The following is a 23,187-nucleotide window of genomic DNA, read 5'->3' as shown; positions in this document are numbered from 1 at the left end:
GTAGCCTGATGAGATGGTCCCCTCCCTCCTAAGCGGCATCGCAATGTGCCAATATAGAGGTTCAAGCTTCTATAGAAACAGAGTGGAGAGGACCAATGGCTATTGTAAACAGAATTGCCCTGGATTTGGCAAAGGATTTTATTCAGGTTTTGGCGCTGGATGAAAATGAGCAGGAAGTTTTTAATAAAAAGCTGCGCAGCAATAAGGTGTTAGCGAAGCTGGCGACTCTGAAGCGCACGGACAACTGCGAGGTGGCGGTTGAGTCCTGCGGCATGAGCCACCATTGGCGCCGCGAGTGTGAGAAGCTGGGTTATAAAACGGTGGCGCTGCCGCCACGCTATGTTAAAGCGTATTTGCAGGGTGAGAAGAACGATGCGAATGACGCGCGGGCAATAGCCGAGGCGGCATCACGCCCTAACCGTCAGACGGTGAGGCTAAAGAGCATTGAACAACAGGACCTGGCGTTAATGGTCAACCAGCGGGAAGGCTTCGTACAGACGAGAACTCAGTTCTCGAACCGGCTAAGAGGTCAGCTGGCCGAGTACGGTATTATTCTACCAAGGCAGGTCAAGACGATATTACAGAGAGTGCCGGAGATACTGGAAGATGACAGCAATGCGCTGACGCTTCAGTCACGGGACTTAATCAACCGGCTGTATCAGATGCTGCGAGCGGTGGATGAAGAAGTTAAAGCGCTGGATAAGCGCTTAGCAGCACAGGCCGAAAGGAACGAAGACAGCCAGCGGCTGATGACCCTACCGGGTATCGGGCCGATAACAGCGACGTCGCTGCTGGCACTGATAGGCGATGTCAGCGAATTTAAGCGCGGCCGCAACCTATCGGAATACCTGGGACTGGTACCACGGCAAAACAGCAGTGGTGGTAAAGACCGTTTAGGCGGTATTACCAAAAAAGGAAACACCAAACTCAGGACACTGCTGGTGCACGGCGCCCGTTCGGCACTTCGGGTGGCGCAGAAACGTCACGACAGGCTGAGCCTCTGGGCACAGGATGTCGCTAAACGTCGGGGTAACAACGTTGCGGCGGTGGCACTGGCTAACAAGCACGCCCGGATAATCTGGGCGATGTTAAAGAATAAAGAAGATTACCGGATGACTGCTGCTTAACAGCAACAGTATTCAGTAAAAGAGCACAGCGAAGGTTCGTTCCTTCCGGGAGTTGCAAACGTCAACAGGATGGTAAAATAGGGTAAACCGACGACAATTGAGACTGTTAAACGTCCGTACATAAAGTACGTTAGCCTGATAAGCCAGTTGTCGTGCGGAGTTCATCCAGGCCAGGTGCGCAAAGCGCGCACCATAAACAGGCCGAATATATGCGAGCGCCCCGACATTTACCACGAGTTGCCGTTGCAAAACGGGAGGGGACCATATATGACGTTTACGTCAGGAACGATATCTCACCTGACATGAATGTCAGGTTACGATAGCAACGTCAGGCGAAGCATAAATAAGATTTACAGGTTTAACGAAAATAGTGGGAAACCAATGATTAGCGAAGAGAAGTTAACGCATTTAAAGGCGTTGGAGTACGAATCGATTCACATTTTCCGCGAAGTGGCGGCGGAATTTGATAACCCGGTTATGCTGTACTCGGTGGGCAAGGATTCATCGGTATTATTGCACCTGGCGCGTAAGGCCTTTGCTCCGGGAAAAATTCCGTTCCCGTTAATGCACGTGAATACCACCTGGAAGTTTCGCGAAATGATTGAGTTTCGCAACCGTATGGCGGAAAAGCACGGTTTTGAGTTGCTGGAGCACATTAACCCCGAAGGCGTTGAAAAAGGCATTGGGCCTTTCACCCACGGTAGTGCTTTGCATACCGACGTAATGAAAACTCAGGCACTGAAGCAGGCGCTGAACAAATACCAGTTTGATGCCGCCTTTGGTGGTGCCCGTCGTGACGAAGAAAAGTCGCGTGCGAAAGAACGTGTGTATTCCTTCCGTGACAAAAACCACCGCTGGGACCCGAAAAACCAACGCCCTGAATTGTGGAATATTTTTAACGGGAAAGTGAACAAAGGCGAAAGCATTCGTGTATTCCCTTTGTCTAACTGGACTGAGCTGGATATCTGGCAATACATTTACCTGGAAAACATTGATATTCCAGAACTGTACTTTGCTAAAGAACGCCCCGTGGTTAAACGTGACGGCACCTTAATTATGGTGGACGATGACCGCATGCCATTAGAAGAAGGCGAAACGCCGGAAATGAGAATGGTGCGCTTCCGTACCCTGGGTTGTTACCCTTTAACTGGTGCCATTGAGTCTGAGGCGGCAACTTTGCCGGAAATTATTCAGGAAATGCTGCTGACAACAACGTCTGAACGTCAGGGCCGTGTGATTGATCACGACAGTGCCGGGTCTATGGAAAAGAAAAAAATGGAGGGCTACTTTTAAGTAGTAAAAATGTAATGAGTCATGCAAGCCCTTTAATTGAACAAGATATTTTAGCTTACCTGAAGCAGCACGAGAACAAAGAGCTGCTGCGTTTTATTACCTGCGGCAGCGTCGATGACGGCAAAAGTACCTTAATTGGTCGTTTGCTGCACGACAGTAAAATGATTTTTGAGGACCAGTTAGCGGCCATTACCGAAGACTCGAAAAAATCCGGTACTCAGGGCGACGAAGTTGACCTGGCGCTGTTGGTTGACGGCCTGCAGTCTGAGCGCGAGCAGGGCATTACCATAGACGTAGCATACCGTTACTTTTCGACCGATAAGCGTAAATTTATTATTGCTGACACCCCGGGCCACGAGCAGTACACGCGTAATATGGCAACCGGCGCTTCAACCTGTGATGTTGCGGTTATTCTTGTCGATGCCAGCAAGGGCGTGCAGACCCAAACACGTCGCCACAGCTTTATTTGCTCACTGCTGGGTATAAAACACGTAATTGTTGCCGTTAACAAAATGGATTTGGTGGACTATTCGCAGGACACCTACAAGCAAATTCAGGCGGACTATCTGGAAATGGCCGGTTCGCTGGATATTCCGGATATTCGTTTTGTGCCAATTTCGGCGCTGAAAGGCGACAACGTTGTGAACCCGAGTGAAAAACTCAGCTGGTTCCGCGGTTCTCCGTTAATGGAATATCTGGAAAGCATGTCTATTGAGCGCGAAGCCGACAGTGCAGAGTTCCGCTTTCCAGTACAGTATGTGAACCGTCCAAATTCCGACTTCCGGGGCTTTGCCGGTACTATTACCTCGGGGGAAATTGCGGTTGGCGATACCATTCGGGTTCTGCCTTCCGGCAAAATTTCCACCATTAAGTCGATTGTGACCTTTGAAGGTGAGCACGAAAAAGCCTTGGCACCTGCAGCAGTAACGCTGACGCTGAACGATGAAATTGATATCAGCCGTGGCGATATGATTGTGAAGAAAGATTCGTTGCCGAATGTATCCAGTCGCTTCCGCGCTAAGTTGGTGTGGATGAATGAGGACGCACTGCAAACGCACCGCGAGTATTACCTGAAGTTTAACAGCAAGCTGACCACGGGTGAATTTGAAGGAGTTCAGCATCGCATAGATGTGAACACCTTTGCTGAGCACAAAGCCGGTAAGCTGGAACTGAACGAAATTGGCGAAGTAGACGTTCGCGTTACTGAAAAAGTGATGTTTGACGATTACCAAAGCAACCCGAAAACTGGTGCCTTTATTGTTATTGACCGTATGACAAATATGACGGTTGGTGCGGGTATGATTGAGCAGGCGTTGTCGGATTCTGCTGAAGGTGAGACTCAAAAACACGACTACAGTGAGTTTGAGTTAGAGCTGAATGCGCTAGTTCGCAAGCACTTCCCGCATTGGGAAGCGAAGGATCTGTTGAAGTAACGCTATGACACTTGCCGGCGCGGGGCTTATTGCGTTAATGCTACTGATGGTGGGTCTGTTGATCCGCTATCAGGAACGCTCTGCAATGATTTTTGCCGGCGCCATGTTAGTTTGTCTGGCGACAGGTTGGGTAGGTCAGGATGCGCTGCTGGATAACGCAGCCAACCCGGGTTTAGCTACCTTAGTTATGCTGGTACTTATTTCCTACGCTCTGGAAAAAACCAGCTTACTGCGAACCCTGTCGCGGTATTTATTTAGCCCGTCAGTTGCCGGCACCACCTGGCGAGTGATGGGCTTTAGTGCATTAGCTTCCTCATTATTAAATAATACCGCAGTGGTTGCGGCCTTACTGAACTCGGTGCGGCGCAACCGGTTTGTTGCTGCTTCTAAACTACTGATACCGCTTTCCTACGCTGCTATTATGGGCGGCACCCTCACCTTAATTGGTACCTCTACCAACCTCATCGTCAACAGCTTATTTACCGAAACCGGCCACAATGGCTTTGCCTTTTTTGATTTTACGCTGGTAGGCGCAGGTGTACTGGGTGCTGGATTATTGGTGCTGTACGTAGTGAGTTGGTTCTTGCCCAATATTAAAGAGGAAACCTCAGCCGGCGCTGACTACTTTGTCGAAGCAGAGCTGGCAGCCGACTCACCTTTGGTTGGCAAAACGGTAGAAGGGGCAGGTTTACGCCATTTGGAAGAGCTATTTCTGGCCGAGCTACACCGGGGCGATCAAACTCTACGACCAGTAGCCCGTTACGATGTGCTGCAGGCAGGTGACAAGCTCATTTTTACCGGCGATGTCAGCAAGGTGAAAGTGCTGAAGCAGTTTCCGGGCCTTGAACTGTTTGCTGAACAAAAAGGGCTGGAAACCCACGAGCTGACCGAAGTGGTTATTAAGTCAGAGTCGGTACTTTGTGGTTTAACCCTGCGGGATACCGGGTTCCGGGCACGCTTTGATGCCGCGGTTGTGGCGGTGCGCCGTGAAGGTGAACGCATTAGCGGACGTTTAGGTTATGTGCGGCTGCGTGCGGGTGACATTTTGTTGCTGGCAACCGGACCGGACTTTTCAGCCCGTACCAACCTAACGAAGAACTTTTACCTGTTGAGCGGGGTTAAACCCGAAAACATGCTGAGCGGTTGGCGCGAAAAGCTCACCCTGTGGGGCTTTGTCGGAATGATAGCCGCTACGGTAGTAAGCGGTGCTTCATTATTTATGGGTGTACTATTTTTGCTGGCGGTTTTATTAGCAACCGGTTGCCTGCGGTTAAATGAAATAAAACGCCGCTTTCCGGTAGAGATATGGTTGATAGTTACCAGTGCGCTGTGTCTGGCAACCGCGATGCAATCGACCGGGCTTTCGTCTGCTGTCAGTGACTTTGCCTCAACAACCTTAGCCGGGCAGGGCGTTTTTCTGACCTTTGCCGGTGTGTTTTTAATTACTTATTTGCTGACCGAGTTGGTCACCAATAACGCCGCTGCGGCTTTGATGTTTCCGGTGGCTTATTCATTGTCATTGGGTATGGGCGTTGATCCGTTCCCGATGATAATGGGCGTGGCGTTTGCTGCTTCTGCCAGTTTTATTACCCCCTACGGTTACCAAACCAATTTAATGGTGTTTAACGCCACCCATTACCGGCTGAAGCACTTTATTCTTGCCGGCCTGCCTGTAGCTATTACCTACATTGCCATGAGTCTGTGGCTTATCCCCTTAGTGTTTCCTTTTTGATATTTCACCTGGCACAAAAGTGTCAGGTTTCGCTGTCTTTGGATCTGAGCTCCATAACCTATATAATTGTAAAGATTCGTAAGATTAGACGCAGTGACGGTTCACTGCTTTTTTGAAGGAGATTTTTTACACTCAAACTGGGAGAACCCATGTTTAAATATAATAAGTTGAGCTCAGCTATCTTTATAGCATTAGCTGCTTCTTCGTCAGCAGTTGCGCAAGAACAGGACACGCAACAAGAAGAGGCAGAAACATCTAAGCAAATTGAAACCATTAATGTTACCGCGACCAAGCGCACGACAAATATCCAACAAACTCCAACCGCTGTGCAGGCGTTAAGTTCCCGCGATTTAAAAGAACAAAACATCGGAAACTTTGACGACTACGCACAATATGTACCGAATGTTACTTCTAGTGGCCGTGGGCCCGGGCAGAACGATGTGTTTATTCGCGGCATGTCCATTCAGCCTATTACGGTGATGCTGTCAGGTGCACAGGGCACCATGCCTAACGTGGCTCTGTACGTTGACGAGCAGCCGGTGACCGCTCCCGGGCGTAACCTCGATGTTTACGCAACTGACTTGCAGCGCATAGAGGTGTTACCCGGACCGCAAGGCACACTATTTGGCGCAAGCTCGCAAGCAGGTACCATTCGCTACATCACTAAAAAGCCGGTTTTAGGCGCGTTCGAAGCAGGTTTTACCACTGGTTTTGAGACCATGGCTGAAGGGGAAATGAGCAGCTCCGCCGAGGGTTATATTAATATTCCGGTGACCAACGACTTAGCGGTGCGTGGTGCGTTTTACAATGTGAACCGTGGTGGTTATATCGATAACGTGGCGGGTGAGTTCTCTATCGACCCGAATAACCCGAACTACCGCTCAATGGATCCGTCCATGGAAGCTTTGATGGACGACGGCACCGAATTCACCAGTGCATTTAACACGCACCTTGCGGAAGAAGACTTTAACGACAGTTACTACAAAGGTTTCCGTCTGAGTGCTAAGTACCTGATTAACAGCAACTGGGAACTGTTGGTGCAACACCAGGCGCAGGACTTAGGCGCTGATGGTGTGTTTGACTACGACCCGGATGTGGGTGATTTAGACGTTGAACGCTATTACCCCGATGAACTGGAAGACAGCTTTGATTTGACCACCTGGACACTCGACGGGCGTTTAGGCGCACTGGAAGTGCTGTATACCGGTGGTTACTTAAACCGTGAAATTGAGCAGTCTGTCGACTACACCGGGTACAACACCTCAGGTACCTTCATCGTTTATTACACCTGTAACTATGGCGATGATGGCATGGCAGAAAACTGTGTCGACCCGACCAAGGGTTTTAAAGGCTACCAGGAACACAGTCGTTTTACGCAGGAAGCTCGTATTAACTATGACTTCACTGATAACGCGCGTATTACAGCCGGTGTGTTCTACGATGACTTTGAAATTAACACCCAGGACGATTACGTTTACTTTTCGAACCCTGAAGAGTTAGGTTTTGTGCCGAACGCACCAATGGAAGGCGTGTACGCCAATAACCCGAACGCTCGTCCACCGCGTGTGGGTTTCTTTAATGACATTACGCGTACTGAAGAGCAAATTGCGGCCTTTGGTGAGTTTACTTATGACTTCACTGAGCAGTGGGCTGCTACGGTTGGTTTGCGTTGGTACGACATGGAGTCGGACTTTTACGGCCAATCCAGCTTTGCCTCAAAAGGCACCGACGGCGATGCCGGGCGTGACTACAATTCAACCGCAGGCCATACTGACGAGCCGCTTGAACAGGATGACGTAATTCCGAAGTTCACGTTGAGCTATCAGTACACACCGAACACCTTGTTCTTCGCCACGTATTCCGAAGGTTTCCGCCCGGGCGGCTTTAACCGTGCCGGTGGCGCGACCAATGATGCAGGCGAGTCGGTTAACACGGTTTATGAGTCAGACGAAGTGGTCAACTACGAGTTTGGTTGGAAGTCACTGATGCTGGATAACTCATTGCGTTGGAACGGTAATGCGTACTTTGTTGAGTGGAACGACATGCAGATTACGCGTCTGGATACCGACATTTCAATTCTGACCTTTGTGGATAACGCAGCAGACTCAGAAATTCGTGGTCTGGAAACCGACTTTACCTGGCGTATGACCGACAACTTTACCTTCAGTGGTGCCTTGTCGTACAACGATACTGAGTTGACTCGTACCGGTCAGGGCATTGTCCGCACCTTGCCAATTGGCTCAGAGTTGCCATTGACACCAAAGGTACAGGGTAACCTTCGCGGCCGCTATACCTGGACGCTTGAGAATAACTGGGATGCCTTTGCTCAAGTGGGCTGGATTTATGCGGGCGAGACTTACCCGTCACTGGTTGCTGCTGAAGTTGAACAGGCAGGCGGTAAGCAGGACTCGTACAATATCGGCAATGCCTCAATTGGTGTCATGAAAGATCAGTGGAGCGCGAAGCTTTACATCAAAAACATCACCGATGAGCGTGCTGAGTTGTATACCAATACGCAAGACGATATCTTGAGAACGACAACCAATCGTCCTCGGTCAATTGGCTTGTCAGTGTCTTACTCATTCTATTGATAAGATAATTTGAGTACAGGGGGCCTTCACTGGCCCCTTTTTTCATTGTGAGGGAATAACGGTCGTTATGGATCACATAAAGAAACTCCTGGCGCAGAGTCAGTTTGAACAGGCGCTTAAGTTGTTGCAGCAAGAGCGTGATGGCTTGTCAGGCGATGCAGAAAAAGAGTCGCTGTATTATGAAGCGGTGGCTTATCGTTATTTGGGTCAACTGCAGCAAGCGCAACAAACCTTGCATGCATTGCTTGCCAAATGGCCGGAATACGGCCGCGCATTGCAGGAGTTGGCGCACACCCTGAAAGCTCAGGGCAAAGACGAAGAAGCGCTAAGCCATTATTACCAGGCTATTCGATTAAACCCGGCCTTACATGCCAGTTGGGCAGCGGCTGCAAAGTTGGAAGCTAAGAGCGGTAATACCGAACAAGCCGAGCGTAACCAGCAACAAGCGAACTTTTTGTTGCGCCAGCCAAAGCAGATTTTAGCGGCCTTGAACCTGTACCACGAAGGCAAGTACTACAAAGCCGAAAAGATTTGCCGGGCGTTCTTACAGCGTAATCCGCATCATGTTGAAGCCATGCGGACGCTGGCAAACATTGGCGCCCAACTGGATGTATTGAACGATGCCGAGTTCCTTTTAGAAAGCGTGCTGGTATTAGAGCCGAATTACGATTTAGCCAAATTTGATTACATTAAAGTGCTGCAGCGCCGACAAAAACACAGTGAGGCTTACAAGCACGCCAAAGAGCTGTTTGAGAAAGAGCCGGGTAACCCACTTTACAAAGCGCTGTTTGCCAATTTATCGGCCGCTTTAGACTACGACGAACAAGCCCTGACGTTGTATGACGAGCTGATTAATGAGCAAATGAACGACGATATTGCCGGTATCCATGTTGCCAAAGGTCATTTATTAAAAGCCATTGGCCAGCAGCAGGATGCGATACAGAGTTATCAAAGCGCGTGTCAGGAGCGTCCGGATTTTGGCGACGCTTACTGGAGTTTGGCCAACCTGAAAACGTACAAGTTTAGCGACAGCGAAATTGCAGTGATGGAACGCGCCGCGCAAGACTCGAGAACGCATTTAAATGACCGTATTCATTTTTGCTTTGCTCTGGGTAAAGCCTTTGAACAGCACGGTGAGCACAATAAAAGCTTTGACTATTACCAGCAGGGTAATGAACTGAAACGTGGTACCAGTCACTTTAAACCCGAGGTTCTGGCGCAGCGCATTGCGGCACAACGTGAGTATTTTACCGAGCAGAAAGTGAAGGCGTTGCCGGAAGCGTCGGTTAACTCAAACGTAACCCCTATATTTATTGTAGGGCTACCTCGTGCGGGGTCTACCCTGGTGGAGCAAATACTGGCATCGCACTCGGCCGTAGAAGGAACCTCAGAGCTGCCGAACATTCCGGCTATTGCGCATTCACTGAATGGTCGCCAGGTTCAGGCAGACACACCGAAATACCCGTCTGTACTGGATGAGTTAACGCCGGAAAAGCTGATGCAGCTTGGCGAGCGCTATTTAGCTGAAACAGAAATTTATCGATCGGGCGCGCTGTTCTTTACCGATAAAATGCCGAACAACTTTCGTCATATTGGGTTAATTAAAACGTTGCTTCCCCATGCGAAGATCATTGACGCCCGGCGTAACCCCATGGACTGCTGCTTTAGCGCCTACAAGCAGCTATTCGCTGAAGGGCAGGAGTTTAGTTATGGACTGGATATGCTGGCGGAGTATTACCGTGACTATGTGGATTTGATGGCGCACTGGAATAAGGTTTACCCGGGCAGCATCCATACGGTGATACATGAGCAGCTGGTGGAAAACCCCGAAGCCGAAATTAAGGCCATGTTTGACTATTTGGAGCTGCCGCTGGAACCGCAATGCCTGCAGTCTCACAAAGCAGAGCGACGAGTCAAAACCGCCAGTTCTGAGCAAGTGAGACAACCTATTAACGCGAAAGGTATTGGTCAGTGGCAGAAATTTGAAGCCCAGCTACAACCGCTGCAAGAGGCTTTGGGTCAGTCATTGATGGAACAATGGGACCGACGATAATGTTACTGGCTCGTTAATCTTATTAACACTTTGTTACATTTTACGTTTACATAATCTTAACGTCCTCGTTATAGTGTTGTTCCTTTTTAGGGGAACAATAATAAACGAGGTAAAAATGCCAATTAAACAATTTAAATTAACGGCATTATCAGCTGCTGTTGTAATGGGTTTAGCAGCCTGTGGCGGTAGTGATGATAATTATGAGCCAACCGTTTCGGCGGAAGTGGCAGCTGAAGGTAAGCAGTGGATGCCTGTTCATGGACAGGTTACGGCAACTGACCCTAATGGCGACGAATTAACTTATTCAGCTAGCGTTGTAACACCGGAAGGCCAGGATACGGCTCCGGGTTCTGTTGAAATCAGCAGCGACGGTAGCTTTGTATACACTCCTATGCGTGCAGAGCCTGCGACTATCAACATTAGTGTTAGCGACGGCGAATTAACGACAACACAACAAGTGACTGTCGACAACGTTAAGGGCGACCCTCTTGCGCATCAACAGTGGCACTTACGTAACACCGGACAAACCGGTTTTGCTATGGCTGATTCAGTATTTGAAGCATGGCGTGAACTGCGTGTTGCTCAGGGCTGGACTGAAGAGCAAGCGGCATCGGTCTTCTTTTTTGACGAAAGCATTCTGGTTCCGGGCGAAGACTTGAACGTGGCTGGTGCATACCAGCACGGTATTACCGGTGAAGGTTCTATTTCTGTCGTGGTTGACCAGGGCTTAGCGATTGACCATGAAGATTTACAAATGAACGTTCTTCCGGGTCGCTCAATCAACTTTATTGATGGCGCAAGAGACCGCACTGACCCAACGGTATTGGGCAACGGCGGTGACCACGGAACATCGGTTTCTGGTCTGATTGCAGCACAAGGCTGGAACGGTTTAGGTGGACGCGGTGTTTCTCCTAACGCAAGTTTGATTGGCATGAACTACCTGGGTGGCGGAGGTACGCAGACCGATCGTAACCTTATGATGGCCCATGGTATGGCGGGTTCTGGTATCGGCGTAAACGATAACGTTGTGACCTTTAACCGCAGTTACGGTTCAACGGCGCCTGTTATTTTTGCCACTGATGAAATTGATGAGACGATTGTCAGCTACCCAACTCAAGAGTTGCGTAACGGACTGGGCGCATTGAACATTAAGTCAGCGGGTAACTCTTTCGTCAGCGCTGGTAGCTGGCCGGAAGCCTCTGAGATGTGTAATGCACAGCAAGCTGGCGTGGTTGAAGGCGCAAGCCGTGTATTCAGTTGTTTTGACGGCAACTGGGATTCAAGCAACGCAAGTTTCTACACCATTTCAATTGGTGCAGTAAACACCGACGGTAACCACACGAGCTATTCAACAGCTGGCTCTAACCTGTTTGTCGCAGCGCCTGCTGGCGAATATGGTGATACTGAACCAGCAATGGTAACCACAGACCAGACAACTTGTACTCGTGGTTATGCGGGCTGGGCATCATATGACAGCTTCATGAATACCAACGGTGCATTTTTTGCCGGCCTGGGTATTGATAACTTCCACGAGCGTGTTTATCCGTTCAATAACCCAATGGGTGAGTATAACGACAGCAACTTAAGCTGTAACTATACCAACACCTTTAACGGTACGTCGTCCGCTGCACCGAACACCTCGGGTGTGGTTAACTTGATTGCTGAAGCTAATCCAGAGTTAAGCTGGCGCGAAATTCGTCACATTCTGGCAGCGACGGCTACTCAGGTTGATGCTGACAACGCTCCAATTGAACTGACTGTTGGCGACGGTACTTTCGTTGCACACCAGGGTTGGGTTGAGAACGCTGCTGGTTTCAGCTTTAACAACTTATACGGCTTTGGTCGTCCTGACGCAGGCGCAGCAGTTGAACTTGCGATGTCTGATTCGGTCGAATTACCAGAGCTAGTTGAAACTGAATGGCTAGAAACTGTATTAGAAACTCCGGTTGCTGTACCAGATAACAATGCTGACGGCGCTTCAATTGAAATTACGGTTGAAGAAGACGTGACCATTGAAGGTATGCAGTTTGGTTTGTCAGTGCGTAACATGGCAATGGCTGAAACCTACATGGGTATGATTTCAGGTACGACAGCAGGTTCGGATATCGCTATTGAAGTGACGTCACCTGCCGGTACTAAGTCAGTGATTGCAACCTCACGTACGTCGTTAGGTGCTTACATAGGCTTAGGTTCACTTGGTGGTGATTTAGACCACATTTATCACCCAAGCAGCCCGTTACTGACCAACGCATTTTTAGGCGAGTCGTCTGCCGGAACCTGGACAGTTCGTGTTGTTGATACGAACGGTCAAGATCGTGGTACGTACTTGAATAATACGGAAAACAGCCTTGTTGATCAGGTTAATGTCCGTTTGTTTGGTCATTAATAACAAGGCAAAGGAGAAGAAGTTATGAAATTAACAATGATGGCTTTAGCTGCATCAGGTTTATTGATGACAGGCTCTGTGATCGCTCAGGATCAGGCTGTTGATGACCGCCTGACGACTGACAACCAAAAGAGTGTCAGCAAAGCAGAACTTCCAGCAACGGTATCGGACGCACGTGCGTTTGGCACTTACCGTATGATGGAAAAAAGCTCTAACGTAAAATCACCTAAGTTAACGGGTGGTGTTGAAGTGTATAACGAAGTAACACGTAACGTTGCAAAGATTAGTGGCAACCTGACTGTGTTAGCTGGCGAGCAAGGTTTAGCAGCCATTGCACAAGAATTTGGTCTGACAGTTGTCAGCGAAGATTCGCGTGCTGGACTGGGCTTGTTAAAAGCACCAGAAGGCGCTGACCTGAACGAACTGGTTGAGAAACTGCGCGGAAGCGACTTAGTTCGCGCTGCACGTATTGAGGTTATTGAACCTCGTAACGAGTTGCACGTTATTAAACGTTAATTCTTGTTGTAGTGATGAAAACCGCATCCGGCTTCTGCCGGGTGCGGTTTTTTTATTTGTTTTGCGGTACAATTTGGGCATCACTTTTTGAATGAACGATTCCATGGTCGATAACATTGTCTGGCATGATGCCGCTGTAACGCATGACGACCGCGTCACACAGAAAAAACACCAACCTGCACTGCTGTGGTACACGGGCTTAAGTGGCTCGGGTAAGTCGACTATTGCTAACGCGGTTGATCGCAAACTGTTTGAACGGGGTTGCCACACCTATTTGCTGGACGGCGATAACGTGCGCCATGGCTTGAACAAAGACCTGGGTTTTAACGATACTGACAGAGTGGAAAACATTCGCCGCATTACCGAAGTCAGCCGCCTGTTTCTGGACGCGGGCCTGATTGTGGGTACGGCGTTTATTTCGCCTTTTATTGCTGACCGTGCGCAGGCACGTGAACTGACAGGCGAACGTTTTATTGAAGTGTTTGTGGATACGCCGTTAGAGATTTGCGAACAGCGTGATCCGAAAGGTCTGTATAAAAAGGCACGCGCCGGTGATATTCCGCATTTTACCGGTATATCGTCGCCTTATGAGGCGCCAGGGCAGCCTGAAGTGCATTTAAAAACCGATGAAATGGACATTGAGCAAGCCGCTGAACAAGTGGTGCAGTATTTAAAGGATAACGGGATTATTTATGCTTAACGAATTAAAAACCATTGCCCGCGACGCAGGCGCGGCCATTATGGACATTTACCAAAGTGATGACTTTGATGTGCAGAAGAAGGGCGATGACAGCCCGCTGACGAAGGCGGATTTAGCCGCCCACAATGTTATTTGTGATGGCTTGCGTGCGCTTGACACCCAGTACCCGATTATTTCGGAAGAGTCGTCAGACATTAGCTGGGAGCAGCGTAAGCACTGGTGTCGTTACTGGTTGGTTGACCCGCTGGATGGCACCAAAGAGTTTATTAAACGTAATGGCGAATTTACCGTGAACATTGCCTTAATTGAAAAGGGCGTGCCCATTATGGGTGTGGTTTACGCGCCGGTACTGGATGCCATGTATACCGGTGAACGTGACCGCGGCGCCTTTTTAAATGACAAAGCCATTTCGGTAGCAACAAAAGAGCCGGAAACTCTGCGTGTTGTGGGCTCTCGCTCTCACCCTTCGCAGGAAACCATTGACTGGCTGGATGCTTTAGGTAAGTCATATGAAATGGTGCCTATGGGCAGTTCACTGAAAATTTGCCTGGTGGCTGAAGGTAAAGCGGATATCTACCCGCGCTTAGGGCCAACGTGTGAGTGGGATACCGGAGCAGCTCATGCGGTATTAAGCGCAGCGGGTGGGCAGGTAACAACTGTTACCGGCGACCCGCTGCTGTATAACCAAAAAGAGGATTATCTAAACCCGCATTTTATTGCGCGTTGATGTTATTCCTCGTCATTGGTTTCAAGTTCGGCCTCAGTTACCTTGATGTAACTTTGGTCGACCCAGACGCCTTCTACCTCAATAACAACGCCCACTTCAAGAGCATTAAAGAAGGTTTGTAAATCAACTTCTTCGTCGTTCAGTTCGAAGTCGGCGTCTTCTGCAAAGCGCAGCTCATTGCCGTTGACGAAAACGCTGTCGCCTTCGATTGACTCTATTTCGCCTTCAAACTCGGCTTTTCCGGTACTGTCATCGTTGTCGTCGCCATCATCGTCGCCGTCTTGGCCACCTACAGTTTCAACTTCTACTTTTGCGGCAATTAGCGTGTCGCCGTCGTATTCGCCGTCAACTTCAACGATAACGGCCGGGTTGCTTTGAACCAGCTCGATAAAACGTTCAATGCTGATGCTGTCGTCTTCACCTTCAAACTCAGTGTTCTCGTTAAATCCGACAGCAACGTTCGCTATGGTCATACCTTCTGCGCTGACATCAGATACACGACCTTTGACTTCACCTTCGCGGTCTTCCTGGTCAATACGTTTTACTTTAAGTGCAATGGTAGTGCCCTGGTCGTCCTGACGTGAAATGACTTTTAGCCAGTCGTTCACGGCAATGTCATCGAAAGTAAAGCTGCGTTCGTCTAAACCGGACTCGTCTTCGTATTGCGTTTCAGGTGTTACGCTGAACGTGGTGTTGTCAATAACAAAGGTTTCGTTGTCGGCGTTGAGGTCAGTCACCTGGCCTTCGGTTTTGCTGCGGGCGTCAGTGGCCTTGAACTCAATTTCTTCGGCAATTAATTGTTCGCTTTCAAAGCGACCTTCAACTTTTACGATAACGCCATTGGCAAGTGTGTCTAAACTGCCGTCATCAAACTCGGTGTCCTCGTTAAGGGTGAACTGGTACCGGTTAACGCTAAATACGCCGCTTTCACTGTCGTAATCTTTAACGATACCCGCAATGGTGACTTCTTCGGCGTCGTTATCTATGTCGTTTTCTTCTTTGTTTTCGATACTGCTGGCTGTGAGTGTTAGAGTGTCGCCGTCGAAATCATCGCCTTCTACTTTTACGAACAGGCCGTCGGCCAGGTCGTCCGCGGTCATGTCGTCATATTCCGCCGCAGAGTAGTCGATAGTCAGCTCCGCTAAAGAAAAGGTTTGAGCATCGGTATCCAGATTGGCGATTTCGCCTTTTAACTTAATTTCAGTTTCTTCGGTTTCCAGCTCAACAAGCGTCGCGTAAAAGCTGCCTTCGTCGTTGATGTAGCCGCTGACTTCAATGAAATCACCCACCGACAAAGTCTCGATATCGGTTTCATCAAACTCGGTCAGGTCATCAAAGAGAATGGTCTGGCCCAGCACTTCAATTTGTTCTGCTTCACGGTCAATGAATGAGACCGGGCCTTGCAGGTGTTCCTCGTAGCGAATTTGCTGCGCGTCCGGGTCTTCACCATCGTCTGACGCAGAAGCAGCAACGGTAACAACCATACCCACTTTTAACTGGGCTTCATCTGCCGCAGGGGAGTTACCTACAGCAATTTCAGCATTTTCTGATCGATACCGTTGTCCATTGACATACACACTGCCAAAACCTGTGATCACACCCTCACTAACTACCGTTGTTGTAGTGGTTGCAGTGCCGTCGTCGGTATTGTTGCCTCCACCGCTTGTATTGTCGTTGGGAGAGTCGCTTGAGCTTCCGCCGCACGCCGTAAGCGCGCCCGATATTGCTAAGACTAAAAGAGACTGTTTAAAACGCATGGTTGTACCTCTTGTTGTTGTTTCTAAAACACCTAAGTGCAGTGTCGGTACCTTCAACCTTAGCGGATGGTTTTAGCCAATGCCAGAGGAATTTTTGAATATTTTGAATGCTTGTTACGTTAGGTTTTTGTTATAAAAATTCTAACCTTAGTTGTGTAGCCTGACGTTTACGTCAGGTACGATATCTCACCTGACACAAGTGCCAGGCTACAGGGTTACATCGGCGATATTATTGGCACACTTCTGTAAATGCAATGTGCGAGCTTTGATGTGTTCAATTAGCTGCGCGATATAGTCTTTTTCTTCTGCCGAAATAAGCTTTTGTTGCTCAAGCTCTTTTGACAGGTCCTGGGTGCTGATTACATGAAGGACTTTAGCCGATAATTCACGCAGTGACTCGATCACCAGTGGGCGTTTTAAGCCACAACTCTCTGCAAAGTCTGCAAGCTGGTAGGCGTGTATATGGTCAGGCTCAAACTCATCACCTACTGCCATAGCTAGCGCTTGTTTAAACTGGGGGAACATGGCGACGTTAACTAAATCGTAGCCTGGCGTGAAGCTGCAACTGTTGCGACCCCAGAAAAATGATACGTTTTTAGCGTGGCTGTCGTAGTTACTGATCATCAGATTAAATAGCTGCCATTGCAAAAGTTGCATGGTATTTTGAGCCGGGCTGGGTGAGGCCTGGCAAAAGCTAAAAAGCCCTGTGAGGCTGGCGCCATCGCGAATATGTTTTACGTCGCGACTGTCACCAAAATTGCGTTCATATTTATAGTCGCGTGGAAGATCCAGTGCCTGGCATCCGTCGATAACATGACGCCGCAAGACTTTTTCCGCGTTAGTGTGGTAATGCCTGTCAAAGCGCTTGACCAGAAGAGCGGGAAATTTGTCAAAGCGTTTAAATTCTGTTTCTGCGGTTGGCAAGCCCGAAAGCGTAGCCAGCTGCATGCAAATGAATTCGTTTAGCACTAAATGTGGCAAATTTGCTTTTTCAAACTTAAGAATGTGGGTTGATGATAAGGTACCGTCGCCAAAACCCATTTGACCATCAGGACTGATATAAACATTAAGTTTGTCCTGCACACCTGCAACACTTAAGCGCGGTTTGTCGTCCCAGTGCAGCAGTCCAAAGTCTTCCTTTTGCTCAAGACGCTCTATGAGTTCGCTGTGTGGAACTTCACGGAATATGGGCTGGGTAGGAGTTTCCTGATTAGTGAATGCAAAGGCTCCGGATACATCCTGACCCAGAGCTAAAGCCTGAGCAAAGACATTCTTTTCGCTGACGCCAAGGTTTTGTGCAAGTAGCTCCCTGGCTTTTCCTTCGGGGAGTAAGTTATCCAGGTAGTTATAGACACTAGCTGGTGTATGAGAGCCCTCTAGGGAAAGTGAAGGCGAGATAGGGAAGCCGTTTCCTTTCCAGTGTTGTTGGTACTCTATAACCGGAAGTTTGGTTACTTCACTAAGACCGATATGACCAACAACTTTTTCTCCGTAGCGGATATTAACAGAATGCAGCATTTACACCCACTCCTCGGCTGAAGTGTCTGACTTTACTGTTAATTGAATACCCAGGCCTTGTAGCACAGAAAAGGCTGCGGCCAGAGTGGTGTTGGGGTTGCCACGCTCAAGACGCGACAAGGTATTGACGCCAACGCCGCACAATGCAGCACAGTCACGAAGTTTAAGCTTCATTCCTGTACGCTTAGCTTTAATAAGCTGACCTAATAGTTCTGGGCAGGTAATTGCAGGTACATTAGGCGCTTCCGTTGCTTTAACGCGTTTAGGCATACCACCCTCCTTTTATTCACCGATTTAAGTGATTATAGGTGGTTTTTGGTGTTTATCAATATAAATTAACTGGTATCGGTTATTAATTGGTTTTGGGTGTAACTGAACCTGTATATTACTCAGTATCGAAGATTTTTATGTTTCTACCGTTGATGCAATATCTGATCATCAAATACGCTTTCGTCAGATGATTTGATAATGATGTTTTAATACCATTTAAGCTTAATTTTTATTTATATATGGTATATATTTGATGTTAGCTTTTGAATTTGATGGAGCAAAAAGTTTATCAAACTTGCAAAAGCATGGAATTGATTTTTACGCTGCTCAATCTCTTTGGAATGACCCTGAGTTAATTGAAATTCCGGCTAAAACTCAAGATGAAGAACGTTATTTAGTTATAGCCAAGTATAAAGGAAAGCACTGGTCAGCTGTAATTACTTATCGCTTAAGAGCTATTAGGATTATTTCTGTTAGACGCTCTAGATATAGTGAGGTGAAGCTTTATGAAAGCGAGTGAATTTGACAAAAAGTTTGACTCGGATGAAGACGTCATTGATGAGCTTGAACTGGAAAAGTCGAAAAGACCCATGCGTAAACAAAAGCGAGTAAATGTCGACTTTCCTGAATGGATGCTAGACTCTTTAGATGAAGAGGCTGCTCGAATTGGTGTAACGAGACAATCTATTATTAAAGTTTGGTTAGCAGAGCGGCTTGAACAAATTCAAAGGAATGTCTAGGAGAGGTCTATGAAATTATTCGCAGCTTTTATTACAACGCTGTTTTTAGCCGGTTGCAGCAGCGCCCAGTCAGCGTCGGATGAGCCGGTAACCATGGCCGACATAAAGAGCCTAATTGGCACACCAACAGCGCAGAGCATAGAAAGCTGTAAAGTGTTGCCTGTGGGCAAAAAGGCTTGCGGTGGCCCGGAAGGCTATGTGGTTTACAGCAGTGAAACTGTAACAGATGAAAGAGCACTGCTGGACGCTATTCACCGTTATAACGAAAAAGCCAAAGAAGATGCAAAAACGGGCTATTCAACCTGTGAGCATATACCGGAGCCGGAACCGCAGTTGAAAGGTGGCGTTTGCTGGATACCGTAACGCTGACAAATTAATGAATGCGATTCACGGTATGTATTGCGGAGCAGGCCGGTATGTAACGCCATGGATGGCGTTACGTAAGCCCCCATGGATGGATTCACGGCGTCCGGCCAGATCCGCAATACATACCCAAGCATTCATTAATTTTCCTTGCGCCCGGTAGCAAAAACGGGTAAAATCCACCCGCAACATGAATCCAGTCACGGAGTGTTGCACATGCTGCGAATTGCCCAAGAAGCCTTGACCTTTGACGACGTTTTGCTCGTTCCCGGTCATTCCGAAGTTCTCCCCCATACCGCTGATTTACGCACGCAATTAACGCGTGGAATTACCCTGAATGTCCCGCTGGTTTCGGCCGCGATGGATACCGTTACTGAATCGGCACTGGCTATTGCATTGGCGCAGGAAGGCGGCCTTGGCTTTATCCACAAAAACATGACCGCAGAGCAACAAGCCGCGCACGTTCGTAAAGTGAAAAAATACGAAAGTGGCATGGTCTCTGACCCGGTTACTGTGCAACCTACAACCACCATTGGTGAAATTAAACAACTGACTGCCGAGCATGGTTTTCAGGGTTTTCCTGTGGTTGAAGGTAATGGTGATTTAGTCGGTATTGTTACCGGCCGTGACACACGTTTTGAAGACGATGACAGCAAAGAAATCCGCCACGTAATGACGGGTAATGACCGCCTGGTCACTGTGCATGAAACCGCAGAAAGCGAAGAAATACTGCAGCTTATGCACAAACACCGCATTGAAAAGATCTTGGTTGTGGATGACGCGCACAAGCTGAAGGGTATGATCACCCTGAAAGACTTTGAAAAAGCCGAAAACAAACCGAACGCCTGTAAAGACGAGCTGGGTTCACTGCGCGTGGGTGCAGCAGTGGGTGTTGGTGCCGGTACGGAAGAGCGTATTCAGTTACTGGTTGAAGCGGGCGTTGATGTACTGCTTATTGATACCTCGCATGGACATTCGCAGGGTGTACTGGACCGGGTTAAGAAAACTCGTAAAGACTACCCTGACTTACAAATTATTGCCGGTAACGTAGCAACGGCCGCAGGCGCTAAGGCGCTGGTTGAAGCGGGCGTTGACGCAGTGAAAGTGGGTATTGGCCCGGGGTCAATTTGTACGACACGTATTGTTACTGGTTGTGGTGTGCCGCAAATTAGCGCTATTAGTGACGCTGTAGATGCCATTAAAGGCTCTGGTGTACCGATTATTGCCGATGGTGGTATTCGTTTCTCAGGAGACATTGCTAAAGCTCTGGCTGCCGGCGCGCACTGCGTCATGGTGGGTAGCATGTTGGCCGGTACTGAAGAGTCGCCGGGTGAAGTTGAGCTTTACCAGGGCCGTTATTACAAATCATACCGCGGCATGGGCAGCCTGGGCGCAATGAATCAGCGCAATGGCTCGTCTGACCGTTACTTCCAGAAAAGCGATGAAGCTGACAAGTTGGTGCCGGAAGGTATTGAAGGACGCATAGCTTATAAAGGACCTATTTCTGCGATTATCCATCAGCAAATGGGCGGGTTGCGTTCAGCTATGGGCTTAACCGGTTGTCCGACAATTGAAGATATGCGCACCAAGCCGCAGTTTGTGAAAGTAACCGCCGCCGGCATGGGCGAATCACACGTACACGATGTGCACATTACCAAAGAAGCACCGAATTACCGTAGCTCGTAACAGGATGACTAATGACTAGAGATATCCACGATCACCGAATATTGATTTTAGATTTCGGCTCTCAGTACACGCAGCTGATTGCCCGCCGTATTCGCGAAATTGGCGTTTACTGTGAGCTTTGGGCATGGGACGTTGATGAAGCCGATATTCGGGACTTCGCGCCTAAAGGCATTATTTTATCCGGTGGTCCGGAAAGCGTTGCAGAAGAAGGCTCACCACGTGCGCCGGAATATGTGTTTAATGCTGGTGTACCGGTATTTGGTATTTGTTACGGCATGCAAACTATGGCCCATCAGCTGGGTGGCTCCGTGCAGTGCTCGCTTGAGCGTGAATTTGGTTACGCACAAATTGAGTTGGTAGAGCAAAGCCCGCTGTTTAAAGCCATTGAAGACGCTGTGTCTGAGTCTGGCGCGCCGTTGCTGGATGTATGGATGAGCCACGGTGACAAAGTGGAAATGATTCCGGAAGGCTTCCACACCGTAGCGAAAACCTCTTATTGCCCGTATGCGGCAATGGCTGACGAAGAACGTCAGTTTTATGGTGTTCAGTTCCACCCGGAAGTGACTCATACACGTCAGGGCATGCGTATGCTGGAACATTTTGTCAGCGATATCTGCGGTTGTGAGAAGCAATGGACACCGGAAAAGATCATTGATGACGCCATTGAACGCATTCGTGAACAAGTGGGTACTGATAAGGTCATTTTAGGCCTGTCGGGCGGAGTCGATTCGTCGGTAACGGCCATGCTGCTGCACCGTGCTATTGGTGATCAGCTTACCTGTGTGTTTGTGGATAACGGCTTGTTGCGCTTAAACGAAGCGGAGCAGGTAATGGAAATGTTTGGTGACCACTATGGCCTGAACATTTTGCCGGTACGTGCAGAAGATCGCTTTTTAGATGCTTTGGCGGGCGAGAACGACCCGGAGAAGAAGCGTAAAATTATTGGTAATACCTTCATTGAGATTTTTGATGAAGAAGCCGGTAAGCTGACCGAAGTAGACTGGCTGGCGCAGGGCACCATTTACCCGGACGTAATTGAGTCTGCGGGCTCTAAAACCGGCAAAGCGCACGTGATTAAATCGCACCACAATGTTGGTGGCCTGCCGGAAGACATGAAGTTAGGTTTGGTTGAGCCATTGCGTGAGTTGTTTAAAGACGAGGTGCGTAAAATTGGGCTTGAGTTAGGCTTACCTTACAACATGCTTTACCGTCATCCGTTCCCGGGGCCAGGTCTTGGTGTTCGTGTTCTGGGTGAAATTAAGAAAGAATACTGTGACTTACTGCGCCGTGCCGATGCAATTTTCATTGAAGAGCTGCATAACGCGGACTGGTACAACAAAGTGAGCCAGGCTTTCGCGGTATTCCTGCCGGTACGTTCGGTTGGGGTTATGGGTGATCAGCGTAAATACGACTGGGTTATTGCCATTCGTGCAGTAGAAACCATCGACTTTATGACTGCGCGCTGGGCACATTTGCCGTATGAATTATTAGAGAAGGTATCGAACCGGATTATTAATGAAGTGAACGGCATTTCCCGTGTCACTTATGATATTTCGGGCAAACCACCCGCCACCATTGAGTGGGAATAAGCCGAGAAATATTGGCTGGCTGTTGCAGGAAATCTTCCGAAAGACGCCAGCAAGTACATCTCTGTAAGGCTTGGGCAGCGCCATCCATGGCGCTGCGCACTTTCTCCAGATTTTCCTGCAACGGCGTAACGCCAATATCTACTTATTTAATTAACTTAGAAGTTGTAAGTCACGCCGAGGTGAACTTCGTTGTCGATGCTGTTGAAGTTTCCGCGGAAACCGGCGTCAGCAGAGAACTGTTCAGTAAAGGCGTAGCGTAAACGTGCGCCTACTGATGCGAAGCCGTCTAAGCCCCAGTCATAGCCTGCGTCCACAATAGCTGTCGTTTGCTGGCTGAGTTTGGTCATAGCACCAATACCGGCATAAGCGCTGGTGTCGTCGCCGTATTCAAAGTCATAGTGGCTAACACCGCCTTTTAAGAAGGTGTTGAACTGTTTGCCAGCACCCATGTCCAGGAAGTACTTAGCACCAGCGCGAAGTGAGTAGTCACCCATGTCGGTTAGCTGAACTTCGCCGACCCAGTTAGGGGCGATGGTGGTGGAGCCTTCGACGTAGAAGTCGGAGTCGTAGAAATCGGAAAAGCCACCGCTGATGTAGTTCAGATTGTCAGCCTGAGTGGCTGCTGAAAACACAAACGAACTGCTTGCGAGTAACGCTGTTGATAGTATGAGCTTTTTCATAGTTTACCTCCTTGGATACAATAACT

Annotated in this window: 19 protein-coding genes; 15 read left to right on the top strand and 4 right to left on the bottom strand. The window is 48.7% G+C overall.

Annotated elements, in window-relative coordinates:
• Positions 1 to 95 precede the first annotated feature (95 nt).
• The 10 genes from BM359_RS12915 (at position 96) to cysQ (ending at position 14,558) form a co-directional block, all read left to right on the top strand.
• Positions 96 to 1,127 (top strand): IS110 family RNA-guided transposase, encoded by a 1,032-nt coding sequence (locus BM359_RS12915; RefSeq protein WP_054491344.1) that lies wholly within the window; start codon positions 96 to 98, stop codon positions 1,125 to 1,127.
• A 381-nt stretch (positions 1,128 to 1,508) separates the two neighbouring features.
• The gene (gene cysD, locus BM359_RS12910) at positions 1,509 to 2,420 is read left to right on the top strand and encodes a sulfate adenylyltransferase subunit CysD (protein WP_054491276.1); all 912 of its coding nucleotides are present in this window, start codon (positions 1,509 to 1,511) and stop codon (positions 2,418 to 2,420) included.
• 14 nt (positions 2,421 to 2,434) lie between these two features.
• Complete coding sequence (gene cysN / locus BM359_RS12905; protein ID WP_054491275.1) at positions 2,435 to 3,853, top strand: sulfate adenylyltransferase subunit CysN; 1,419 nt, start codon at positions 2,435 to 2,437, stop codon at positions 3,851 to 3,853.
• Positions 3,854 to 3,857: 4 nt separating this feature from the next.
• Positions 3,858 to 5,585, top strand: a complete 1,728-nt coding sequence (locus BM359_RS12900) for an SLC13 family permease (RefSeq protein ID WP_054491274.1) — start codon at positions 3,858 to 3,860, stop codon at positions 5,583 to 5,585.
• Positions 5,586 to 5,734: 149 nt separating this feature from the next.
• On the top strand, positions 5,735 to 8,176 hold the full coding sequence (locus BM359_RS12895; protein WP_054491273.1) for a TonB-dependent receptor: 2,442 nt from the start codon (positions 5,735 to 5,737) through the stop codon (positions 8,174 to 8,176).
• Between the two features lie 67 nt (positions 8,177 to 8,243).
• On the top strand, positions 8,244 to 10,229 hold the full coding sequence (locus BM359_RS12890) for a tetratricopeptide repeat-containing sulfotransferase family protein (protein WP_054491272.1): 1,986 nt from the start codon (positions 8,244 to 8,246) through the stop codon (positions 10,227 to 10,229).
• Between the two features lie 115 nt (positions 10,230 to 10,344).
• Positions 10,345 to 12,615 (top strand): S8 family serine peptidase, encoded by a 2,271-nt coding sequence (locus BM359_RS12885; protein ID WP_054491271.1) that lies wholly within the window; start codon positions 10,345 to 10,347, stop codon positions 12,613 to 12,615.
• Positions 12,616 to 12,639: 24 nt separating this feature from the next.
• Positions 12,640 to 13,131, top strand: a complete 492-nt coding sequence (locus BM359_RS12880; RefSeq protein ID WP_054491270.1) for a S8 family serine peptidase — start codon at positions 12,640 to 12,642, stop codon at positions 13,129 to 13,131.
• A 91-nt stretch (positions 13,132 to 13,222) separates the two neighbouring features.
• The gene (gene cysC / locus BM359_RS12875; RefSeq protein ID WP_327077537.1) at positions 13,223 to 13,831 is read left to right on the top strand and encodes an adenylyl-sulfate kinase; all 609 of its coding nucleotides are present in this window, start codon (positions 13,223 to 13,225) and stop codon (positions 13,829 to 13,831) included.
• Positions 13,824 to 14,558, top strand: coding sequence for a 3'(2'),5'-bisphosphate nucleotidase CysQ (gene cysQ, locus BM359_RS12870; protein ID WP_054491268.1), 735 nt, complete (start codon positions 13,824 to 13,826; stop codon positions 14,556 to 14,558). Before cysC ends, cysQ begins: the two co-directional genes overlap by 8 nt.
• A gap of 2 nt (positions 14,559 to 14,560) precedes the next feature.
• On the opposite strand, the gene BM359_RS12865 is transcribed toward cysQ, so the two are convergent.
• The 3 genes from BM359_RS12865 to BM359_RS12855 all read right to left on the bottom strand — a co-directional run bounded on the left by BM359_RS12865 (position 14,561) and on the right by BM359_RS12855 (position 18,103).
• Positions 14,561 to 16,315 (bottom strand): DUF5666 domain-containing protein, encoded by a 1,755-nt coding sequence (locus tag BM359_RS12865; RefSeq protein ID WP_054491267.1) that lies wholly within the window; start codon positions 16,313 to 16,315, stop codon positions 14,561 to 14,563.
• 207 nt (positions 16,316 to 16,522) lie between these two features.
• Positions 16,523 to 17,833 carry a HipA domain-containing protein gene (locus BM359_RS12860; protein ID WP_054491266.1) on the bottom strand — a complete coding sequence of 437 codons (1,311 nt, stop codon included), beginning with the start codon at positions 17,831 to 17,833 and terminating at the stop codon, positions 16,523 to 16,525.
• Positions 17,834 to 18,103, bottom strand: coding sequence for a helix-turn-helix domain-containing protein (locus tag BM359_RS12855; RefSeq protein WP_054491265.1), 270 nt, complete (start codon positions 18,101 to 18,103; stop codon positions 17,834 to 17,836). It abuts the gene before it with no gap.
• 253 nt (positions 18,104 to 18,356) lie between these two features.
• Here BM359_RS12855 and BM359_RS12850 point away from each other — a divergent pair, with 253 nt between their 5' ends.
• The 5 genes from BM359_RS12850 to guaA all read left to right on the top strand — a co-directional run bounded on the left by BM359_RS12850 (position 18,357) and on the right by guaA (position 22,481).
• On the top strand, positions 18,357 to 18,623 hold the full coding sequence (locus tag BM359_RS12850) for a BrnT family toxin (protein WP_054491264.1): 267 nt from the start codon (positions 18,357 to 18,359) through the stop codon (positions 18,621 to 18,623).
• Positions 18,610 to 18,843, top strand: coding sequence for a type II toxin-antitoxin system BrnA family antitoxin (brnA, locus tag BM359_RS12845; protein WP_054491263.1), 234 nt, complete (start codon positions 18,610 to 18,612; stop codon positions 18,841 to 18,843). The genes BM359_RS12850 and brnA overlap by 14 nt, the downstream gene beginning before the upstream one ends.
• A 9-nt stretch (positions 18,844 to 18,852) precedes the next feature.
• Positions 18,853 to 19,206 (top strand): hypothetical protein, encoded by a 354-nt coding sequence (locus BM359_RS12840; protein ID WP_054491262.1) that lies wholly within the window; start codon positions 18,853 to 18,855, stop codon positions 19,204 to 19,206.
• 216 nt (positions 19,207 to 19,422) lie between these two features.
• The gene (guaB, locus tag BM359_RS12835; protein ID WP_054491261.1) at positions 19,423 to 20,892 is read left to right on the top strand and encodes an IMP dehydrogenase; all 1,470 of its coding nucleotides are present in this window, start codon (positions 19,423 to 19,425) and stop codon (positions 20,890 to 20,892) included.
• A gap of 11 nt (positions 20,893 to 20,903) precedes the next feature.
• Entirely contained in the window at positions 20,904 to 22,481 is a 1,578-nt protein-coding gene (guaA, locus tag BM359_RS12830; protein ID WP_054491260.1) for a glutamine-hydrolyzing GMP synthase, read from the top strand.
• 155 nt (positions 22,482 to 22,636) lie between these two features.
• Here guaA and BM359_RS12825 read toward each other — a convergent pair whose 3' ends face one another.
• Positions 22,637 to 23,161, bottom strand: coding sequence for a hypothetical protein (locus BM359_RS12825; protein ID WP_054491259.1), 525 nt, complete (start codon positions 23,159 to 23,161; stop codon positions 22,637 to 22,639).
• Positions 23,162 to 23,187: the final 26 nt, after the last annotated feature.

Origin of the sequence: Idiomarina abyssalis (assembly GCF_900116625.1) — a bacterium.
In the GTDB taxonomy this organism is placed as follows: domain Bacteria; phylum Pseudomonadota; class Gammaproteobacteria; order Enterobacterales; family Alteromonadaceae; genus Idiomarina; species Idiomarina abyssalis.
The sequence above is the reverse complement of the archived record's forward strand: the minus strand, read 5'-3'. Positions and strand labels throughout refer to the sequence as shown.

Coding starts and splice junctions, on each gene's coding strand:
- BM359_RS12915 (WP_054491344.1), top strand. CDS start 96: ATGGCTATTGTAAACAGAATTGCCCTGGATTTGGCAAAGGATTTTATT.
- cysD (WP_054491276.1), top strand. CDS start 1,509: ATGATTAGCGAAGAGAAGTTAACGCATTTAAAGGCGTTGGAGTACGAA.
- cysN (WP_054491275.1), top strand. CDS start 2,435: ATGAGTCATGCAAGCCCTTTAATTGAACAAGATATTTTAGCTTACCTG.
- BM359_RS12900 (WP_054491274.1), top strand. CDS start 3,858: ATGACACTTGCCGGCGCGGGGCTTATTGCGTTAATGCTACTGATGGTG.
- BM359_RS12895 (WP_054491273.1), top strand. CDS start 5,735: ATGTTTAAATATAATAAGTTGAGCTCAGCTATCTTTATAGCATTAGCT.
- BM359_RS12890 (WP_054491272.1), top strand. CDS start 8,244: ATGGATCACATAAAGAAACTCCTGGCGCAGAGTCAGTTTGAACAGGCG.
- BM359_RS12885 (WP_054491271.1), top strand. CDS start 10,345: ATGCCAATTAAACAATTTAAATTAACGGCATTATCAGCTGCTGTTGTA.
- BM359_RS12880 (WP_054491270.1), top strand. CDS start 12,640: ATGAAATTAACAATGATGGCTTTAGCTGCATCAGGTTTATTGATGACA.
- cysC (WP_327077537.1), top strand. CDS start 13,223: ATGAACGATTCCATGGTCGATAACATTGTCTGGCATGATGCCGCTGTA.
- cysQ (WP_054491268.1), top strand. CDS start 13,824: ATGCTTAACGAATTAAAAACCATTGCCCGCGACGCAGGCGCGGCCATT.
- BM359_RS12865 (WP_054491267.1), bottom strand. CDS start 16,315: ATGCGTTTTAAACAGTCTCTTTTAGTCTTAGCAATATCGGGCGCGCTT.
- BM359_RS12860 (WP_054491266.1), bottom strand. CDS start 17,833: ATGCTGCATTCTGTTAATATCCGCTACGGAGAAAAAGTTGTTGGTCAT.
- BM359_RS12855 (WP_054491265.1), bottom strand. CDS start 18,103: ATGCCTAAACGCGTTAAAGCAACGGAAGCGCCTAATGTACCTGCAATT.
- BM359_RS12850 (WP_054491264.1), top strand. CDS start 18,357: ATGTTAGCTTTTGAATTTGATGGAGCAAAAAGTTTATCAAACTTGCAA.
- brnA (WP_054491263.1), top strand. CDS start 18,610: ATGAAAGCGAGTGAATTTGACAAAAAGTTTGACTCGGATGAAGACGTC.
- BM359_RS12840 (WP_054491262.1), top strand. CDS start 18,853: ATGAAATTATTCGCAGCTTTTATTACAACGCTGTTTTTAGCCGGTTGC.
- guaB (WP_054491261.1), top strand. CDS start 19,423: ATGCTGCGAATTGCCCAAGAAGCCTTGACCTTTGACGACGTTTTGCTC.
- guaA (WP_054491260.1), top strand. CDS start 20,904: ATGACTAGAGATATCCACGATCACCGAATATTGATTTTAGATTTCGGC.
- BM359_RS12825 (WP_054491259.1), bottom strand. CDS start 23,161: ATGAAAAAGCTCATACTATCAACAGCGTTACTCGCAAGCAGTTCGTTT.